This is a genomic window from Bacillus sp. FF-1 (genome assembly GCF_028548245.1).
Lineage (GTDB): Bacteria > Bacillota > Bacilli > Bacillales > Bacillaceae_G > Bacillus_A > Bacillus_A paranthracis.
The window spans coordinates 450,299-466,210 of record NZ_JAQQGG010000002.1; the positions used below are offsets into that span (position 1 = coordinate 450,299).

General features: G+C 33.3%; 20 protein-coding genes. 3 read left to right on the top strand and 17 right to left on the bottom strand.

Going from position 1 to position 15,912, the window contains the following annotated elements:
• Window positions 1-9: 9 nt before the first annotated feature.
• From PQF83_RS07710 to sleB, 7 genes are all read right to left on the bottom strand, one after another.
• The gene (locus tag PQF83_RS07710; protein WP_000158237.1) at window positions 10-546 is read right to left on the bottom strand and encodes a DUF1697 domain-containing protein; all 537 of its coding nucleotides are present in this window, start codon (window positions 544-546) and stop codon (window positions 10-12) included.
• 16 nt (window positions 547-562) lie between these two features.
• Window positions 563-1,630 (bottom strand): aromatic acid exporter family protein, encoded by a 1,068-nt coding sequence (locus tag PQF83_RS07715; protein ID WP_001077572.1) that lies wholly within the window; start codon window positions 1,628-1,630, stop codon window positions 563-565.
• 109 nt (window positions 1,631-1,739) lie between these two features.
• A complete protein-coding gene (locus PQF83_RS07720) occupies window positions 1,740-2,237 on the bottom strand; it encodes a GNAT family N-acetyltransferase (RefSeq protein ID WP_001020862.1) in 498 nt (165 codons plus the stop codon).
• A gap of 25 nt (window positions 2,238-2,262) precedes the next feature.
• A complete protein-coding gene (locus PQF83_RS07725; RefSeq protein WP_000976536.1) occupies window positions 2,263-2,619 on the bottom strand; it encodes a hypothetical protein in 357 nt (118 codons plus the stop codon).
• A 112-nt stretch (window positions 2,620-2,731) separates the two neighbouring features.
• Window positions 2,732-3,328 carry a YhcN/YlaJ family sporulation lipoprotein gene (locus PQF83_RS07730; RefSeq protein ID WP_000698002.1) on the bottom strand — a complete coding sequence of 199 codons (597 nt, stop codon included), beginning with the start codon at window positions 3,326-3,328 and terminating at the stop codon, window positions 2,732-2,734.
• A gap of 26 nt (window positions 3,329-3,354) precedes the next feature.
• Window positions 3,355-4,695 carry a germination protein YpeB gene (gene ypeB / locus PQF83_RS07735; protein ID WP_000943712.1) on the bottom strand — a complete coding sequence of 447 codons (1,341 nt, stop codon included), beginning with the start codon at window positions 4,693-4,695 and terminating at the stop codon, window positions 3,355-3,357.
• A gap of 15 nt (window positions 4,696-4,710) precedes the next feature.
• Window positions 4,711-5,490 (bottom strand): spore cortex-lytic enzyme, encoded by a 780-nt coding sequence (sleB, locus tag PQF83_RS07740; protein ID WP_001249248.1) that lies wholly within the window; start codon window positions 5,488-5,490, stop codon window positions 4,711-4,713.
• Between the two features lie 144 nt (window positions 5,491-5,634).
• Between sleB and PQF83_RS07745 the strand changes: the two genes are divergently transcribed.
• On the top strand, window positions 5,635-5,967 hold the full coding sequence (locus PQF83_RS07745) for a DUF3889 domain-containing protein (protein ID WP_000734897.1): 333 nt from the start codon (window positions 5,635-5,637) through the stop codon (window positions 5,965-5,967).
• Window positions 5,968-6,079: 112 nt separating this feature from the next.
• Here the strand turns inward: PQF83_RS07745 and PQF83_RS07750 are convergent, their stop codons facing one another.
• From PQF83_RS07750 to kynU, 4 genes are all read right to left on the bottom strand, one after another.
• The gene (locus tag PQF83_RS07750; protein ID WP_000347543.1) at window positions 6,080-6,997 is read right to left on the bottom strand and encodes a serine hydrolase domain-containing protein; all 918 of its coding nucleotides are present in this window, start codon (window positions 6,995-6,997) and stop codon (window positions 6,080-6,082) included.
• 117 nt (window positions 6,998-7,114) lie between these two features.
• Entirely contained in the window at window positions 7,115-7,954 is an 840-nt protein-coding gene (kynA, locus tag PQF83_RS07755) for a tryptophan 2,3-dioxygenase (protein WP_000661965.1), read from the bottom strand.
• Between the two features lie 33 nt (window positions 7,955-7,987).
• Window positions 7,988-8,617, bottom strand: a complete 630-nt coding sequence (kynB, locus tag PQF83_RS07760) for an arylformamidase (RefSeq protein ID WP_000858056.1) — start codon at window positions 8,615-8,617, stop codon at window positions 7,988-7,990.
• Between the two features lie 2 nt (window positions 8,618-8,619).
• Window positions 8,620-9,906, bottom strand: coding sequence for a kynureninase (kynU, locus tag PQF83_RS07765; RefSeq protein ID WP_000287844.1), 1,287 nt, complete (start codon window positions 9,904-9,906; stop codon window positions 8,620-8,622).
• Window positions 9,907-10,065: 159 nt separating this feature from the next.
• Here kynU and PQF83_RS07770 point away from each other — a divergent pair, with 159 nt between their 5' ends.
• Window positions 10,066-10,677, top strand: a complete 612-nt coding sequence (locus PQF83_RS07770; RefSeq protein ID WP_000799603.1) for a TetR/AcrR family transcriptional regulator — start codon at window positions 10,066-10,068, stop codon at window positions 10,675-10,677.
• 35 nt (window positions 10,678-10,712) lie between these two features.
• Here the strand turns inward: PQF83_RS07770 and PQF83_RS07775 are convergent, their stop codons facing one another.
• Window positions 10,713-11,150, bottom strand: a complete 438-nt coding sequence (locus PQF83_RS07775) for an NUDIX hydrolase (RefSeq protein ID WP_000062940.1) — start codon at window positions 11,148-11,150, stop codon at window positions 10,713-10,715.
• A 96-nt stretch (window positions 11,151-11,246) separates the two neighbouring features.
• Here PQF83_RS07775 and PQF83_RS07780 point away from each other — a divergent pair, with 96 nt between their 5' ends.
• Window positions 11,247-12,050, top strand: a complete 804-nt coding sequence (locus PQF83_RS07780; protein ID WP_000076718.1) for an arylamine N-acetyltransferase — start codon at window positions 11,247-11,249, stop codon at window positions 12,048-12,050.
• A 27-nt stretch (window positions 12,051-12,077) separates the two neighbouring features.
• On the opposite strand, the gene PQF83_RS07785 is transcribed toward PQF83_RS07780, so the two are convergent.
• From PQF83_RS07785 to PQF83_RS07805, 5 genes are all read right to left on the bottom strand, one after another.
• A complete protein-coding gene (locus PQF83_RS07785; RefSeq protein ID WP_000006421.1) occupies window positions 12,078-12,536 on the bottom strand; it encodes an SRPBCC family protein in 459 nt (152 codons plus the stop codon).
• A 115-nt stretch (window positions 12,537-12,651) separates the two neighbouring features.
• Window positions 12,652-12,891, bottom strand: a complete 240-nt coding sequence (locus tag PQF83_RS07790) for a DUF3953 domain-containing protein (protein ID WP_001080078.1) — start codon at window positions 12,889-12,891, stop codon at window positions 12,652-12,654.
• A 136-nt stretch (window positions 12,892-13,027) separates the two neighbouring features.
• Entirely contained in the window at window positions 13,028-13,285 is a 258-nt protein-coding gene (locus PQF83_RS07795) for a DUF3977 family protein (protein ID WP_000873834.1), read from the bottom strand.
• Between the two features lie 112 nt (window positions 13,286-13,397).
• Window positions 13,398-15,248, bottom strand: a complete 1,851-nt coding sequence (locus tag PQF83_RS07800; protein WP_000881402.1) for a sigma-54-dependent Fis family transcriptional regulator — start codon at window positions 15,246-15,248, stop codon at window positions 13,398-13,400.
• A gap of 314 nt (window positions 15,249-15,562) precedes the next feature.
• The gene (locus tag PQF83_RS07805) at window positions 15,563-15,901 is read right to left on the bottom strand and encodes an NIPSNAP family protein (RefSeq protein ID WP_000499967.1); all 339 of its coding nucleotides are present in this window, start codon (window positions 15,899-15,901) and stop codon (window positions 15,563-15,565) included.
• Window positions 15,902-15,912 lie beyond the last annotated feature (11 nt).

Below are 15,912 nucleotides of genomic sequence, written 5' to 3' on the forward strand. Positions count from 1 at the left end.
TTTTTATATTTACATCCCCTCAACTATCACTTTTAATTTATTCACAGTCCGCCAATTTCTTACTGTAGCTGGTGTATGCAACTTCTGAAACTGGTTCATTAATTTAGAGTTTCGAATGCTATTTTTGAAAAATAAATACACAACTTTTTCATGTATATAACAATCTTCAGTCTCATTTTTTTGCATAAGTAGCTGATCTTTTTCTGTTTTAGAAAGTTCATGTGCTAAGAAGGCAATATGTATACTTTCGCCTTCTCGCAATGAATTGACTTCATAGGGGCATCTTTTTGTAATGTTTATAAATTCCTCATGTGTTCTTAACATAACCGGAACATCAAAACCAAAAACATTTTTAATTTCAGACTGTATTCGTTCCTTTAGAAATGTTATATCTTCCTCAGATTTGAATACGATATTCCCACTTTGAATATATGTTTTCACTTGTTTCAACCCTATTGATTCAAACGCTTGTTTTAAATCAGCCATTTTGATTATCTTATGCCCGCCTACATTGATTCCTCTTAGTAATGCAATATAAATTGTCATATCAATCCTCCGCATTTTAATGAACTGAGCAATTAAGTTGATTTTCACTCTCATATTTCTCGAATATTTGTTTTAATTCCTCTAACATATCATGTATAGATAATATCTCAAATAAAATGATAGATTCACTTGAAAAATGATGATGATATTGATTCGGTTTACAATGTGCTAAATCATTTTTATTAGTCCAAAATTGCTTATCTAATTCATCAATCAGTTTAAAATGTTCCTCATCTATTTTTTCACAATGATTTCTTAATATAGAAATTATAGAATGAATTGTTCGTCGTAAAATTTCTTTTTCATTTTGTGACCAATCACATGTTTCAATTGGTGCTCGAGCTAAATTATCTATATGATAAATAATTTGCTGTAATAAATGAAGTTGCTTTTGTACAAGTAAAAAGCTTCTCATTTCTTTTTTTGTATGTCGATGGTATTTCCAATCTTTTTGCTCATATTGAACAAATTGTACTGCTTTATGTAATAATATAGTTAATTTAGAAAGAGTATAGGTTGTCTCCTTTTTTATAACTTTCCCATCCATTAACACAGTAAGCCATTCCTCCATAACATTTGCCGTTTTAACAAATAGCTCTTCTGTACATCCCGAAATTGTTTTAACATAGTGTGGTGGCAAAATAAAAAAATTCACTACAGTAGACACTATAATACCAGTAGATGTAGTAGCTAATCGAATTAAAAATGCAGTAAAATAATGATCTGCCGTAATGGGAATCATTGCAACAGCAGTTAAAGTTGCGACTAACGTTCCTGCGTGTAGCCTTAGTTTTTGACATGTAACGATTGTAAACATTGCCGCTAACGCATAAGAAAGCGCCTGATGACCTAGGAAAAATGTGAAAGTCATTGCATACGCCGATCCAATTGTTGAAGCTGGAAAACGAACTAGTCCTTTTTTTATAGAATCCGTTGCGGTTGGCTCAATTGTTACAATTGCTGTAATAACAGCAAAAATAGTTGGGATATTGAAAAATTCACAAACTAGAACTGTAAGAAAAACTGCAATTCCTGTTTTTATCACCCTTCCACCAATAATATTCCACTTTTTAACTTGATTCATTTTGTATTTCCTTCATTTCTATTTCGTTTATTTATATATTCTACATCATATATCGTATTAAATAAAAAAACTTACTACTTTGTTATGCAAGAGTAAGTTTTTCTTCTCATTATTGTATGATAGGTAAATGCATTACGATTTGTTGACCAATTGGTCCCATTCTTCTAAAACCTTTATCTTGGAAGCCAACTTTTTCGTATAAATTTTGTGCTGGAATATTTTTTTCATTCACAGCAAGTACAACTTCATTTTTCATCGAAAAATAACGTTGTACAAACTCTTGTAATAGTGCCAGTGATTTTTTAGCGTATCCCTTCCTTTGTCTATTGTGATTTATAGAAAATGAAGTTAAAAGTAAAGCGTTCTCATTTTCTGTGAATTCCTGTACTCTATCTCCTGTTTGCAATGCAAAAATACCAACAGGTACCCCATTGTAATCTAAAATAACAATGACATTTTTTGTACGATCATTTTTTGCTTTTTTCAATAATTCAGCTGGGTCCGACGTAAATTGAACTTGTTCACTTGGTAAAGTAAATGTTTCTATAACTTCTTTATATTCCTCTTTATACGGAACTAATTGAATCTCCCCTGTATGTATGTTCATGATAAACTCTCCCATTTTTTACTTATTAACTTAAACCTTGCTGCACTTTAGAATGTACTTTGCCATCTAAAAATGTAATTTCAACTAATGCAGTTGGATTGCTTCCCTTCCAAGCAAAAATTTGCTTAATTTGTGTAGAATGTTCCACCCCTTCTTCTATGAGTAAATCCCCTTCAAAACCAATTAAATCTTTCACTTCTTTATAAGTCATTCCTTCATTTATATTGGAGAAATGATTTATATTGATAGATTCTTTCTTCTGATTTTCCATCACAGTAGAAGAAGTCGCTGTGTGCTTTTTTACTTCTTTCTTCTGTTCACACGCTGTCATACTGAAACCTAAGCATAAACTACATAATATTAATGTGCTTTTTTTCATCATAACAGTTGTCCCTCCCATCATAATTAAACCATATATTCCCTTAAAAATAAACTGAATATTTAATATTATATTGAAAAACCCTGTACAATTTAGTACAGGGTTACTGTTAAATTTATTTATTTAAATGATTATTTGATTGGTCATTCTGTTCTTTTCTCAGTTCTTGCTCTTCATCTTTTGGTAATTGTTTATCATTATCTTGAATTGGATTCGTTTCTTTATTTTCAATCATGTCATTTGGAACTTGTGGCATTACACGGCCAACAATTGCTGCTAACTCATCCAGTATACCTTCGCCTGTTTTTCCTTTTTTAATTTGCTTTCCAATTTGTTTCAGTCGTTCATACGTATCAACATCTGCTACAACAACTGCATTAGCACCATCAGGATCGTTTTTCAAACTTTCTGCAACAGAGTATTTAATGGATTCAACACGTGTTCGATCTAGTTTCGCTTTTACATCAATTCCTACGATAGCATATTTCCCAACTACTACCGCTGTCGCATCATTCACACCTGGCACACTTGCCGCTAAAGACGCTAAATGGTCCGCTGCTTTTTCATTTGGCTTATTTGACTTATTTGTATAATTAACATTTTTCATTGAAACATTTTTTTGCTCGGGCTTTTCGTTTGGATTATCCTTTTTTCCAATACTGCATCCAGTTATTAAAAAACAAACCATCAACATATATATTAAAATCTTCATTATTCTCACCACTTTACCATTAAAGTTTAATCATAAATTTTTTCAACAGCTTGCATTTTCTTCACTTTTTCTTCTGCTCCGCTATTTGCATTGATGAAAATTTGGTACGTATCTTTCCCTAAAGTACCTACAAATTCATAGCAAAGTACTTCGTTATGCAAATCGTTTACTACCATTGCTTTTCGTTCTTCCATTACCTTTACATCAGGGTTTATTTTCTTTCTTGCTTCTGCTGCAGTTAGCTTTGCCGAAGGGATTGTTCGTTTTTGATGTGATGCTAAATATTCTTTCGCCGAAAATCCGACGATAGAACCGTCATCTAAAGCAATTTTCATTTGAATTGCCTCTGGATAAATTCGTACGCCATTCTCATTTACTACATACGTAAATACTCCAACATTATCATATTGTGAGCTATCATAAAGCTCCATATTATGAAACTTATGGTCCTTTAAGAATTTCAAACCTTTACTTCCTGCATCGTTTAAACTAATTTTCTGTTCTTTAATTTCTCGATTATTCATAACCCAAATTGGATATCCGCCTTTTCCGGTAATATCCATATAAAACTCATTATTCGTTGCCTCGTCTTTAATTTTCACACTATAGAAAGATTCTTTCGCACCTTTTCCGCTTTTCTCGACTTCTACTTTTTCATTTCCTTTTAAATTTAAAAACGATTTTGCAATTTTCGCCGCTTCATCTTTTGAAATTGCTTTTCCTTCTGCTGCAAATCCACCTTTTTTATTTTTTTGTGCACTTGTAAAGGTCGGTCCGAAGTTTGTAGATGAATACGATGTTACATTTTTTTCTACTGTCTTTAATCCGTCAATAATTGTATTGTCTGCAGGATCACGATTTGATGCGAGTGCCATCTCAACATCCATCCAGCGTAAATTGTTTTTCAAAACAAGATGTTGCACTTTTCTTAGTTCATCTTGTATATTCCCTGCATTGGAATATAAAGTTTGCAACGTTTTGTATTCTTGATCATTTAACGGTTCTTTTTCTAAATCACGAATGGCTGCACGGTAACTAAAATCACCGATATTCGCTAAAAATTCTTCCGTTTTATTAAAAGGCATTAATGTTAAAGGAAGTTGTCCTACATCCGAACGAGCTTCCGATGTTAATCTCCATACATCTGCTAATGCAGGCGATAAAGATGCGCGCGAATTCATCGCAAGCGTTGTTCCAATTTTATCGTGCAATAAATCAACCTCATACGCTAAATCATGAAACGCACGTTGATAGCTATTTTCTGCTCGAATTAATACTGCATTCTTTTCTTGGTGCTCTTTATAGCCCCAGTATCCAGTTCCAACTACACCAACTGTTAATAATACGATTATAATACCTCGTAACATAGTTCCACCTCCGCTCTATTTACAGAAAATATGTTTCCCGATCTTTTTAATTTGTGGACGAGTCCAAATCCATTTACTTGTTGCAGTATCTGGATTGAAATAATACAATGCGTTTCCTGTTGGATCCCATCCATTAATTGCATCTAATACAGCTTTTTTCGCTGTTTCATTTGGTGTTAAATATATTTGTCCGTCTGCTACCGCTGTAAATGCTCTTGGCTCAAAGATTACACCTGAAACGGTATTTGGGAATGATGCACTTGTAACACGATTTAAAATAACTGCAGCGACTGCAACTTGTCCTAAATACGGCTCACCACGTGATTCTCCGTATACTGCGTTTGCCATGAGCTGAATATCATTTTGAGAATAGCCATTTGGAACATTTGTCCCTTTATTTTGAGGTGGTTTATTCTCTTGTGCAGTGCCACCACTATTTCCTTTATTCGTTGTCGTTCCTTTATTAGCAGTTGACTTATCATACTTCGTTGCCTTCACGAGCATTTGCTTCGTTTTAGCTCCAGCTAAACCATCAACCGGTAAACCAAATTTCTCTTGAAAATTCCGAAGTGCCCAGTATGTACCCCATCCGAAAACACCATCTACTTTTCCCGTATAAAATCCGTTATATTTCAAACGAGATTGCAGTTCAATGACATCTTCACCAGATGCTCCCCTTTGAATGACTTGATTAGAAAAGGCTTCTACATTTTTTAGTTGTATACTACTGACCATGAAAGACAGTCCTATGAACGCAAGCAAAACTGCTATTTTAAAAACAGGTTTTTGGCGCATAATTTTCCCTCCTTAATTATGTAAATGATTTCTTGGTTATGTTTTGTAAAAGGCTCGCTTTTATGTAATGAAGACAAAAAAATCCAAACTAATATCGTTGAAAAAGTATGTAAACAATATAAAAAAAGGTAAAAGGAGTTCATTATGAAAAAATTGTTAAAGCGTGTCGCACTCGTTATTCTGTTCCTAACAATATGTTCAAATGTATATACAGGCTCAGCAATTGTTCATGCACAGCCGCCGTATGCGAAATGGGGTAAGCTTGCTGTAGAAAAGACGAAAGAACAATACCCGAAAGCTGATATAATTGATTATCTTCATATAGGTAGAAAACCGAAAACCGTTCAAATAACAGTTGAAAAATTTAAATTATGGTTACGTGAAGATGGAAAAGAATACGGTGTTTTTGTTGATGTAGAATTTGAAACGAAGACGGAGAAATTTATTAAGGTGTCATTTCAGAAGACGAGTAGATAAAATGAAAACCTCACTGTTTATAATATAAACAGTGAGGTTTTCATTTCTAAATTACTTTCAATTGTGAAGAAATGAAACAATTGAACTGGATTAAATGGATTTACTTGTGCCCTTACTGAAAATTACAATTCTCTTGTATATGTTCAATAAATAATTTTAATGGAACAAGTCCACGTTTAGGCATATGACTACTTATTACAGCAGCTACCTCTAACTGCGGAATGATAACGATATATTGCCCGCCATATCCCATAGCAAAGTACATACAGTACGGTATGTGAAATCTTTCGTTATTCAATACCCACCAGTGATATCCATACGCCCCGACATGTTCATACGTTTCAAATAGAGGTGTACTTGATTCTTCTAACCATTTCGATGATACAATTTCATTCCCCTGCCAATATCCATTTTGTAAACATAATATTCCTAGCTTTAATAAGTCTTTTGACTTCATTTTCATACCGAAGCCGCCGACATGTATTCCTTGTGGGTCTTGTTGCCACTCATATTCGGTAATTTCTAATAGATCAAATACATATTTTTTCGCAAACTGTTCTGTCGGCATTCCAGTAGCTTTTTGGATAATGTAACTAAGTAAATGCGAAGAGCCTGAGTTATAATTCATTTTTGTAGCGGGTTCTTCAATTATTGGTTTTTCTAATATATATTGCACCCAGTTCGCTGATTCTACAAAGTCATTCGGGAATACTACTCCATTTCCAAACTCTTTCCACTCCTCACCAGTAGTCATTGTTAATAAGTGATAAAGCGTCAAATCATGTTTTCCCTCAGGTACATTTTCAATCCACTCTGTAATGGGTGTATGTATATTATTTATATAGCCTTTATCAATTGCAATACCTATTAATATAGATACAATGCTTTTTGTAATCGAATTTATTTTATATAAATTACTTGCACATTCAGGTGTTTTATAATACTCAGTTGTTAATTCCCCTTTTTGATAAACAAGAAATGTATTTACTTTTTTCTTTTCAAATTTATTTTCTAGCTGCCTGAAATCCAATACTTTACCTCCAATTAAATCATTACCTAATTTATTATATCTTGTAGCTTTAATTAAAACATACTTGTGTTCAAATAAAAAACAAACCTGCCAGTAATGAACTGACAGGTTTGTTTTTTATAATTTTGTGCGAACATTCCAAAGCTCTGGGAAGAATCGTTGATCAAGTACTCGTTTTAAATAAGATACACCTGAAGAGCCACCTGTTCCCATTTTATGTCCGATAATGCGTTCTACTGTTTTCATATGACGGAAACGCCATTGTTGTAGCCAATCTTCAATATCAATTAATTTTTCAGCAAGTTGGTATAAATCCCAATATTTTTTTACATCCGCATACACTTCAAGCCATGCCGCTTCTACTGTTGCGTCTTCTTCATAAGGCTGCGTAATATCACGATTCAACACATCTTTATGAATAGGAAATCCTTCTTTTACAAGTGCTTGAATTGCGACATCATATAAACTTGGTGCATGTAGCGCCGTATGAAGTCGAGCGTGTAATTCTGGATCTTTTTCATAAATTTTTAAGGCATGCGGCGTTTTATAACCAAGCGCATACTCAATCATACGATATTGATACGATTGAAAACCTGAAGCTTGACCGAGCGAGTCACGAAACTCAATGTACTCTGACGGCGTTAATGTCGCAAGAATATCCCAAGATTGAATGATTTGTGATTGAATTTTTGATACACGTGCTAACATTTTAAAAGCTGGTTGTAATTTGTCTTGTTTAATAGATTCAATTGCTGCGTTTAACTCATGTAAAATAAGCTTCATCCAAAGTTCGCTTGCTTGGTGAATAACGATGAACAACATTTCATCATGGTGGTCTGATAATCTCTTTTGAGAAGATAGTAAACTATCTAATTGTAAATATTCCCCGTACGTCATATTCTCTTTAAAGTCCGTATGAATCCCTTTTTCCATAATTACCTTTTCATTTTCTTTCATATTAGCAAAACGCCCCTTTATATATATTTCTACTTATATTGGTCTAATAACTGCTCGAACTGGACTTCCATCTGCATCTGATAAGGCAAGTGGTAATGCGATTAGTTCGTAATCGCCATCTGCTACATGATCTAGTACGACATTTTCTAAAATGTGTATACCATGTTTAAACAATTGATGATGCGCTGCTAATTCTTTATCATCTAATGGATCAACTGATGGTACATCCACCCCGATTAAACGTATACCTTTTTCTGAAAGAAACGGTGCTATATCCGCACGTAAATGCGGGATTATATCTGGGAATTCATTCGCTTTACCATGTGAAGATGTGCGTAACAACAAGCGTTCTACGCCTTCTAAATGAAATTTCTCTAATTCCTTTTTCCCAATGCTTTCAAGATTAGAAACGTCAATGATTCGCGTAGGTCCGACATAAACTTGGATATCTAAATCTAACACTTTCTTTCCATCATTATCAAAATGAAACGGTGCATCAATATGAGTACCTGTATGAATACTCATCGTTAACTTTCCGACATTTACTGAGCCACTCTCTTCTTTTGACCATGATACTTCATACGAGAACGGTGTATCCCCTGGCCAAGTAGCAATATCATTATTTAGCGGTTGTGAAATATCAATCCACTCTGATGTTTTCATACTTATGCCACAACCTCTCGCTTATTTTCAAATTGCTTATACTCTTCATCTTTCATGATTTTCTTTAAAATCATAACAGACTGCCATACTTCTTCGTACGTATTATATAAAGCAACTGGCGCAAGTCTCACTCCATTTGGCGCTCTAAAATCTGGAATTACTCCATTTGCTTTTAACGCTTTACATATACGTGCTGCTTCTGCATGCTCTAAATAAATATGCCCGCCTCGTTTTTCATCCTCAAATGGATTTCCAATTGTAAATCCGAAATTTTTTAATTCATGATCAATCAAATTAAGCATGTATCTTGTAATATGTAATGATTTTTCGCGTAAACGTTCTATACCAGCATCTTTAAATATTTCAAGAGAACCGATTAAAGGTGCAGTACTTAATACGTGTGGTGTACCAATTTGATAAGCACCTGCATGATCAGCAGCTGTTAATGTATGTTCCATATCAAACTGCTTATCTTTTCTAGAACTAAACCAACCTGATAATCCAGGAAGTCTATTAAAATGCTTTTTATTCACATAAAGCCCTGCAACGCCACCAGGTCCCGCATTTAAGTATTTATAATTACACCAAATCGCGAAATCAACATCCCACTCTTTGAAATGATGCGGAATAGAACCGATTGAGTGACATAAATCGAACCCGATATGAATACCACGCTTATGCGCTTCCGCTGTTAAACGTTTCATATCAAGAATTTGGCCGCTTCTATATAGTACAGAAGGTAATAAAATTAACGCGATATCATCTGTCATTGCATGAATAATATCATCTTCAGAAAGTGTTCTACCATCTCGGCTCTTCACTCGTACTAAATGCTCATCTGGATCTAATCCTTTTAAACGAATTTGACTTTGAAGTGCATATATATCGGACGGGAATGTCAACTCATCCGCAAGAATTTTTGTGCGAATTCCTTTCGGCTCATAGAAAGTTGCGATTACTTGATGAATATTCGTTGTCGTGGAACCGGTTACAATAGTTTCTTCTGGTAAAGCTCCAATAAGAGGTGCAGTCAATTCACCTAATTTCTCCGAAAGGAAAAACCACGGATGCTCACCCTCGGTCCAGCCGTCAATACCGTACTCTTTCCATGAATCTAGCAAAGTAAGTAACGATTTCTCTGCTCTTTTTGAAAGTAGCCCTAATGAGTTTCCATCTAAATATATTGTTCCTTCTTTTTTATAAAATTCAGTTTGAAAATCTTTCAGTTCATCATGTTTATCACATTCAAGCGCATACTCATAAGTTGGTTGAAATGGTTCTGTATACATGGTGTCACCTTCTCTTAATTTTCTTTTTATTCTAACTAATTGAAATATATCACCTTAGTTGATATAACGTCAATGATATTATGTCAGTTGACTTTATATATGAATTTCTTTTACAATACAGTTATATTTTCAGATATTTCAGTATAAAGAGGTGATTCTTTGAAAAACACTACTCTTTCATCAAGAAAACACCGCTCCTTAGAAACAAAGAAGAAACTATTACACTCTGGTTACACTATTTTTATTCGTAACGGATTTCAAAAAACGACAATTACACAAATTATTAAACATGCAGAAACTGGTTATGGCACGGCATATGTATACTTTAAAAACAAAGATGATCTCCTCATCGTTTTAATGGAAGATGTTATGAATCAATTTTATGATATTGCTGAGCGCTCTTTTTCGCCTCAAACGACAGAAGAAGCACGTATAATGATTCAAAATCAAGTTAAAGCATTTCTACAATTAGCAGAGAAAGAACGAGCAATTTTACAAGTTGTAGAAGAAGCAATTGGGTTATCAAAAGAGATACGTCAAAAATGGGACGAGATACGGGAACGCTTTATAAACAGTATTACGCAAGATATTACATACTCTCAAGAAGGTGGGTTAGCACATTCTGAATTGAATAAAGAAATTGTAGCACGTGCTTGGTTTGCGATGAATGAGATGTTTCTTTGGACGATTGTGCAAAATGATAAAAAGATCGACCTAGAAGAAATTGTGCATACATTGACGAAAATGTATACGACTGGTTTATATAAATAGCACACCTTCAATACATAAGGTGTGCTATTTTACATCTATAAAAATATATTATTTGGGTATGGTAGCGCTAAAGAAGGCTTTTCAGATAATGAGAAATATTGTAGTTTTAAAGATTCACCATCTATTGATTTTAGTTTTCCACTAGTAATTTCACATTCAAACACAACAACAATATATTCTACTTGATCGCCATTCGGATATGTATGGCGATACTCTTTTCCTCCAAACACCCCTTTTTGTTTTTTTACTTGCACTTTCAATCCTGTTTCTTCCCACACTTCACGAACTACCGCTTCTTCTGGAGTTTCTCCAGGCTCAATTGCTCCAGCTGGCAAGCTCCAGTATTCTCCACCAGGATATTGAAATAAGATTTCCCCTTGCTCATTTTTAATAACAGCAGCTACACTCGGTATAAAAATTAGTTCATGACCTAATTGCTCACGGATTTGTTTATAATATAGCGACATCGACATATAATTCTCTCCCACTCTATTAATAAATAACTGTATTTTCTGATATCTATTGTATAATAATACCAAAAACGATTTCTATATAGAAAGGATCAGAAAATGTCTCAAGAAAAACTAGTAAATAGCTTTCTATCATTTTTAGGTATGACAAAACAGCCTACTAGCTTAAAGTTTTTAAATGAGCTTATTAAAGCTCATCAAGAAAAAATAAAATGGGAAACCCTCACTAAAATAATTGACTGGGAAAAGGATAATGAAACAGGTAATTATTTCCCTTCCATTGAGACATACATAAACCGTATTACAACAAAAGGTCTCGGGGGTACTTGTTGGACGCACTCAATTGGATTCCATTGGTTATTATCAAATCTTGGTTTTAATGTTCATTATATGTATATGGATCCCGGACATTTATGCTTACGGGTTAACTTAGACCAACCTTATTATGTTGATGTTGGTTATTGTGCACCTTTATTCCAAGCTTACCCACTTTATGAATCATTTCAAGTAAGTAATGTAAGAGAAACTTTCACTTATGAAGTCTCAAATAATAGGATTAAAATTACTAGAGATCCAGGTCCAACAAAAATCTTACATACAGATCCAATACATTTATCAAGTATGAAAGAACTCATTACAAAGTCTAACGATTGGTATACATCCCCTGTATTAAAGAAAATTCAGATTTTCGGTTATATCGATGGTATTCCAACTTCTATTAATGATAATGTTTTAAAACGATATTTCCAAGGTAAGAAAAGAGAACAAATCATTACATCTTCTGAACTTAATTATTGGATAACAGAAAGATTTTGTGTTGATAAAGAAATATATGAAAGAGCTATTGAGATTTTCAATAAAAAATCTTCAAACAGTAAAAGCGTTACTCACGAGATTGAGTAACGCTTTTACCTTAATATATTTTTAATCTTAATCTTCTTTCTGATAAGCAGCTTCTACACATTCTGCTAGACGCTCAATTTGTTCCATAGTTAAACCTCGTGAAATCCAGCCTGTTAACTTATACATAATTTTATAGTAAAGATTACTAGGTTCATATTCTGAAATTAATGTAAGTGCTGTACCCTCCTCATCTTCTTCTAACATATAAGTCATTGCCGAATAACCTTGCTTCATTTCACTGCCAAGTGAAATAATATAGGGTGCATCGTATTCAAGAATTTCTACTTCTGCCTCCAATATTTTCTTACCGACTTTTTGAACAGTAATATATTTATCTCCTACACGTGGATTTTCTTTATCCATATTTGAAGGATAGCGATTTTCTATTATAAACGTATTCCATTCTTTTATTTTTTCATCTTCTATTATGTAGTCACATACAACATCCATTGGTGCTTTTATTACTATTTCTATTGCAAAACTCATTATACTGCCCCTCTCAAATACCCTATCCATTTCTATTTTAACTAAATCATTATGCCATATTTTATATAGTGAAATACAAGTAGAATTTTAATTTTTTATTAATTTAAAAACTTATTCATACAAAATATTTTATTAAAGATACAACAATTAAAAACAAAGCCACAAGTAATAAAGCTATCCCTATACTTCTATTTTCTTTTTCGTTATTTTTTAAATTTTGCACCCCTAAGCTAACTAATATAAACCCTAAAAGCGTTTGTAAAATTAGCATACTCATTTCCGAAGTATCATTCCAACTATAAATGGAATACCCCATTATAATAATTGCAAGTAAAACCGTTACGATCCTATTCATACGAAAATCCCTCCTATTAAAAAAGAAACCGCTAAGTTTCCTTAGCGGTTTTATTAACAATTTATATTTAGTAAAAGTGCTTTTCATGAATTTGATATAAGTCAAAAGAATTTCCTGTCCAATATAACTACGCATGTTAGCCCACTTTTTCTTTATCCAGTCTACTTACAATTCCAACTATAAATTTATATTCAATCCTCCTCTTCTTAACTTTTTTAAACCCTTCTTTCGTATCAAAAATTAAACACGTTTTTCGAAACCACACTCGTACATATAATGACTCAAAATAAATAGGTTTTATAATTCCTCGTTCTTCAAATTCAGTTCCATCTTTATTTTCGGTTTCTGTTCGAACGAACCACTTATTTCCGATGCCAATTTCAATATACTTCACATAAGTCCTCCTTCTGGAAATTAATTTCTAACTATTCTATTATTTCCCCGGTAAGCGCACATTCCGACAGAACATGAGCCCACAAAGAAAAAGTAGATTACAAAAATCTACTTTATAACTTATATTTTTGCATTCGTTTATAAAATGTACTTCGAGGTACATCTAAAAGTTTTGCAGCTAATGAAACATTTCCATTTGTCTTTTCTAACGCTTCAATCATGCTATCACGCTGTATTTTTTCACGGAAATTTAATATTTTCTCTGTTTTATTTTCTGCTTGCAATTCAAAATGAGGTTGATTTCCCATCATTGTTTGTAATAAAAAAGAGATTTGTTTTTCGCATATTTCTCGTCCTTGCGACAAAATGTATATGCGTTCTAATACATTTAATAATTCTCGAATATTTCCGGGCCATGTATGCTGAGAAAATTGATTACAAATACTTTTTGGAAATACAACATTCCAATTCTTTCGTTTGCAAAAATGTTTTATGAAGTACGGAATATCCTCTTTTCTTTCTATTAACGATGGGACATATAGTGGATAAACATGTAAACGATAATATAAATCTTGACGGAATTTCCCTTCTTCTACTAATCGCAATAAATCTTTATGTGTCGCAGTAATAATACGAATATTTACTGGTATCTCTTTTGAACTGCCAATTGGGTTTACTGTTCGTTCTTGTAAAACACGCAATAATGCTACTTGCATCTCTGGTGGCACTTCACCAATTTCATCTAAAAATATTGTTCCTCCGTCTGCTTGTTCGAATTTCCCTTTATATCCTTGGCGCCGTGCACCTGTAAACGCTCCTTCAGCATAACCGAACAATTCACTTTCCATTAATTCTTTCGGTAATGAACCGCAGTTAACAGCTATAAAAGGACCATTTTTTCTTGGACTATTTTCATGAATCGCTCTCGCTACATATTCTTTTCCTACACCTGTTTCACCACAAACATATACACTTGCGTCAGTTGGTGATACAAGCTTAATTTCTTCTAAAGTATGTTGAAATGCACTACTTGTCCCAATTACTCCAGGAAAAGTGATGCCATTTATAAATGAGGACGTTGAAAATGATTTTACTTGTTTATTTCCCTTTACATAAATACATTTCCCAATCATTCTATTATTACTGTATACTGGCACTTCTAATTTAGTTTTCAATCCATAGTGCATTAAATCTTCAAGTTTCATCCGTGACCAATTACATACTCGTTCCCGAACCCTCTTGCTTGCAGAAACGATAACATCACGATGATTACAAATTACAACTTGTTCATCACTGTCAATTACATCTAAAAAACGATGGATTAACTGCAGTTCATTTTGATGTACTCGAATACTACATTCACGTTCAATCGCATGTGCAATCGAAGTTACCATACCGAGCATATATGGATGCGAAAACTCAATCGGACAAGAGAAATCTAGAACGCCTATTAATTTCCCATCATCATTATGAATAGGAGCGGCCGCACAGCTCCAGCTATGAGATGCGACAGAATAATGCTCTGTACCACTTATCATAATAGCCTCTTCAATCTCAAGCGCTGTTCCTATCGCATTTGTACCAACAGCCGCTTCCGTCCATTTCACACCTTCAATGAAATTAATCTGTTTCGCTCGTTGCAACGTTTGTTTATTTCCACTTAACGATAGAACGTAACCGTCTGGATCGATTAATAATGCCATCATTTGCAGTTCATCAATGGTTTTTCTCATATTTTGTATTTGAGGTATTGCTATATCTAGGAAGATTTCACTCTTTTTCTTTTGGTCTTGAAAAATATTAGAAGACAAAATTTTCTGACCTTTATTCATATGAGGATTCACATTTGCTTGTTTACATCGATGCCATGATTCTGAAATTCTTTCGTTTATACGGTTCGAATCAAGGACACCTTCATCAACAAACTTTTTCCATGTATGTAAGTAAAACGGTGAAGCTAGCATTGTATCATCTCCCTATTCATTATTTTGGAGATTTGTAAAAACATACTTTTATTATAAAACTGAATAAAAGCGTTTTCAACAAAACTAGAAAGACGACACAAATATGTTAATAATTTGAATATCTTAATGCACTTCTTTATTCTTTTTTAGTAGCACTATATTTTGTATAATGGAAGCAAAGAAAATACATAACCAAAACCACTTTTGTGGATTTCCATTTATAAAGAAAACACTCACGGCTATTGCAAATAAAATTGTGGATGCTACACTAAAATATAATTTTGTTTTCATTCCCATTATCCATCACCTCTCTATCACTTTACAGTACACACTAACTCTTCATTTTTCATCTCTACTATGTACTCCTGTAAAACATATTCTCTTCCGCCATGTTTTTCATACCATTCATGAATTCTTCTAGCATGTTTCTCGTCATTTCTAATCTTTGATTCTATTTCTTTATACTGTTCATAACTATCATATTCCCATATGGCAAACACTTCGGTCGTACCATTCTTATTATCTTTCATCCAGCGTCCTATTAGCCTAGAGCCATGCTTTAACTGATTAGGTAAGTTCGTATGATTGAAATGATCATTAAAAATTTTAATAAATTCATTTTTTACTATATAGTACTTTCTTCTATAAAACATACATTTCCACC

What these genes read in the sequence shown, in the direction of transcription:
- PQF83_RS07715 (WP_001077572.1), bottom strand. Translation starts at nt 1,630, where the DNA reads ATGAATCAAGTTAAAAAGTGGAATATTATTGGTGGAAGGGTGATAAAA.
- PQF83_RS07720 (WP_001020862.1), bottom strand. Translation starts at nt 2,237, where the DNA reads ATGAACATACATACAGGGGAGATTCAATTAGTTCCGTATAAAGAGGAA.
- kynB (WP_000858056.1), bottom strand. Translation starts at nt 8,617, where the DNA reads ATGAAAACATCAGAGTGGATTGATATTTCACAACCGCTAAATAATGAT.
- PQF83_RS07800 (WP_000881402.1), bottom strand. Translation starts at nt 15,248, where the DNA reads ATGCTAGCTTCACCGTTTTACTTACATACATGGAAAAAGTTTGTTGAT.
- PQF83_RS07780 (WP_000076718.1), top strand. Translation starts at nt 11,247, where the DNA reads ATGTCTCAAGAAAAACTAGTAAATAGCTTTCTATCATTTTTAGGTATG.
- PQF83_RS07805 (WP_000499967.1), bottom strand. Translation starts at nt 15,901, where the DNA reads ATGTTTTATAGAAGAAAGTACTATATAGTAAAAAATGAATTTATTAAA.
- PQF83_RS07775 (WP_000062940.1), bottom strand. Translation starts at nt 11,150, where the DNA reads ATGTCGATGTCGCTATATTATAAACAAATCCGTGAGCAATTAGGTCAT.
- PQF83_RS07725 (WP_000976536.1), bottom strand. Translation starts at nt 2,619, where the DNA reads ATGATGAAAAAAAGCACATTAATATTATGTAGTTTATGCTTAGGTTTC.
- PQF83_RS07730 (WP_000698002.1), bottom strand. Translation starts at nt 3,328, where the DNA reads ATGAAGATTTTAATATATATGTTGATGGTTTGTTTTTTAATAACTGGA.
- PQF83_RS07745 (WP_000734897.1), top strand. Translation starts at nt 5,635, where the DNA reads ATGAAAAAATTGTTAAAGCGTGTCGCACTCGTTATTCTGTTCCTAACA.
- kynA (WP_000661965.1), bottom strand. Translation starts at nt 7,954, where the DNA reads ATGAAAGAAAATGAAAAGGTAATTATGGAAAAAGGGATTCATACGGAC.
- kynU (WP_000287844.1), bottom strand. Translation starts at nt 9,906, where the DNA reads ATGTATACAGAACCATTTCAACCAACTTATGAGTATGCGCTTGAATGT.
- sleB (WP_001249248.1), bottom strand. Translation starts at nt 5,490, where the DNA reads ATGCGCCAAAAACCTGTTTTTAAAATAGCAGTTTTGCTTGCGTTCATA.
- ypeB (WP_000943712.1), bottom strand. Translation starts at nt 4,695, where the DNA reads ATGTTACGAGGTATTATAATCGTATTATTAACAGTTGGTGTAGTTGGA.
- PQF83_RS07790 (WP_001080078.1), bottom strand. Translation starts at nt 12,891, where the DNA reads ATGAATAGGATCGTAACGGTTTTACTTGCAATTATTATAATGGGGTAT.
- PQF83_RS07710 (WP_000158237.1), bottom strand. Translation starts at nt 546, where the DNA reads ATGACAATTTATATTGCATTACTAAGAGGAATCAATGTAGGCGGGCAT.
- PQF83_RS07785 (WP_000006421.1), bottom strand. Translation starts at nt 12,536, where the DNA reads ATGAGTTTTGCAATAGAAATAGTAATAAAAGCACCAATGGATGTTGTA.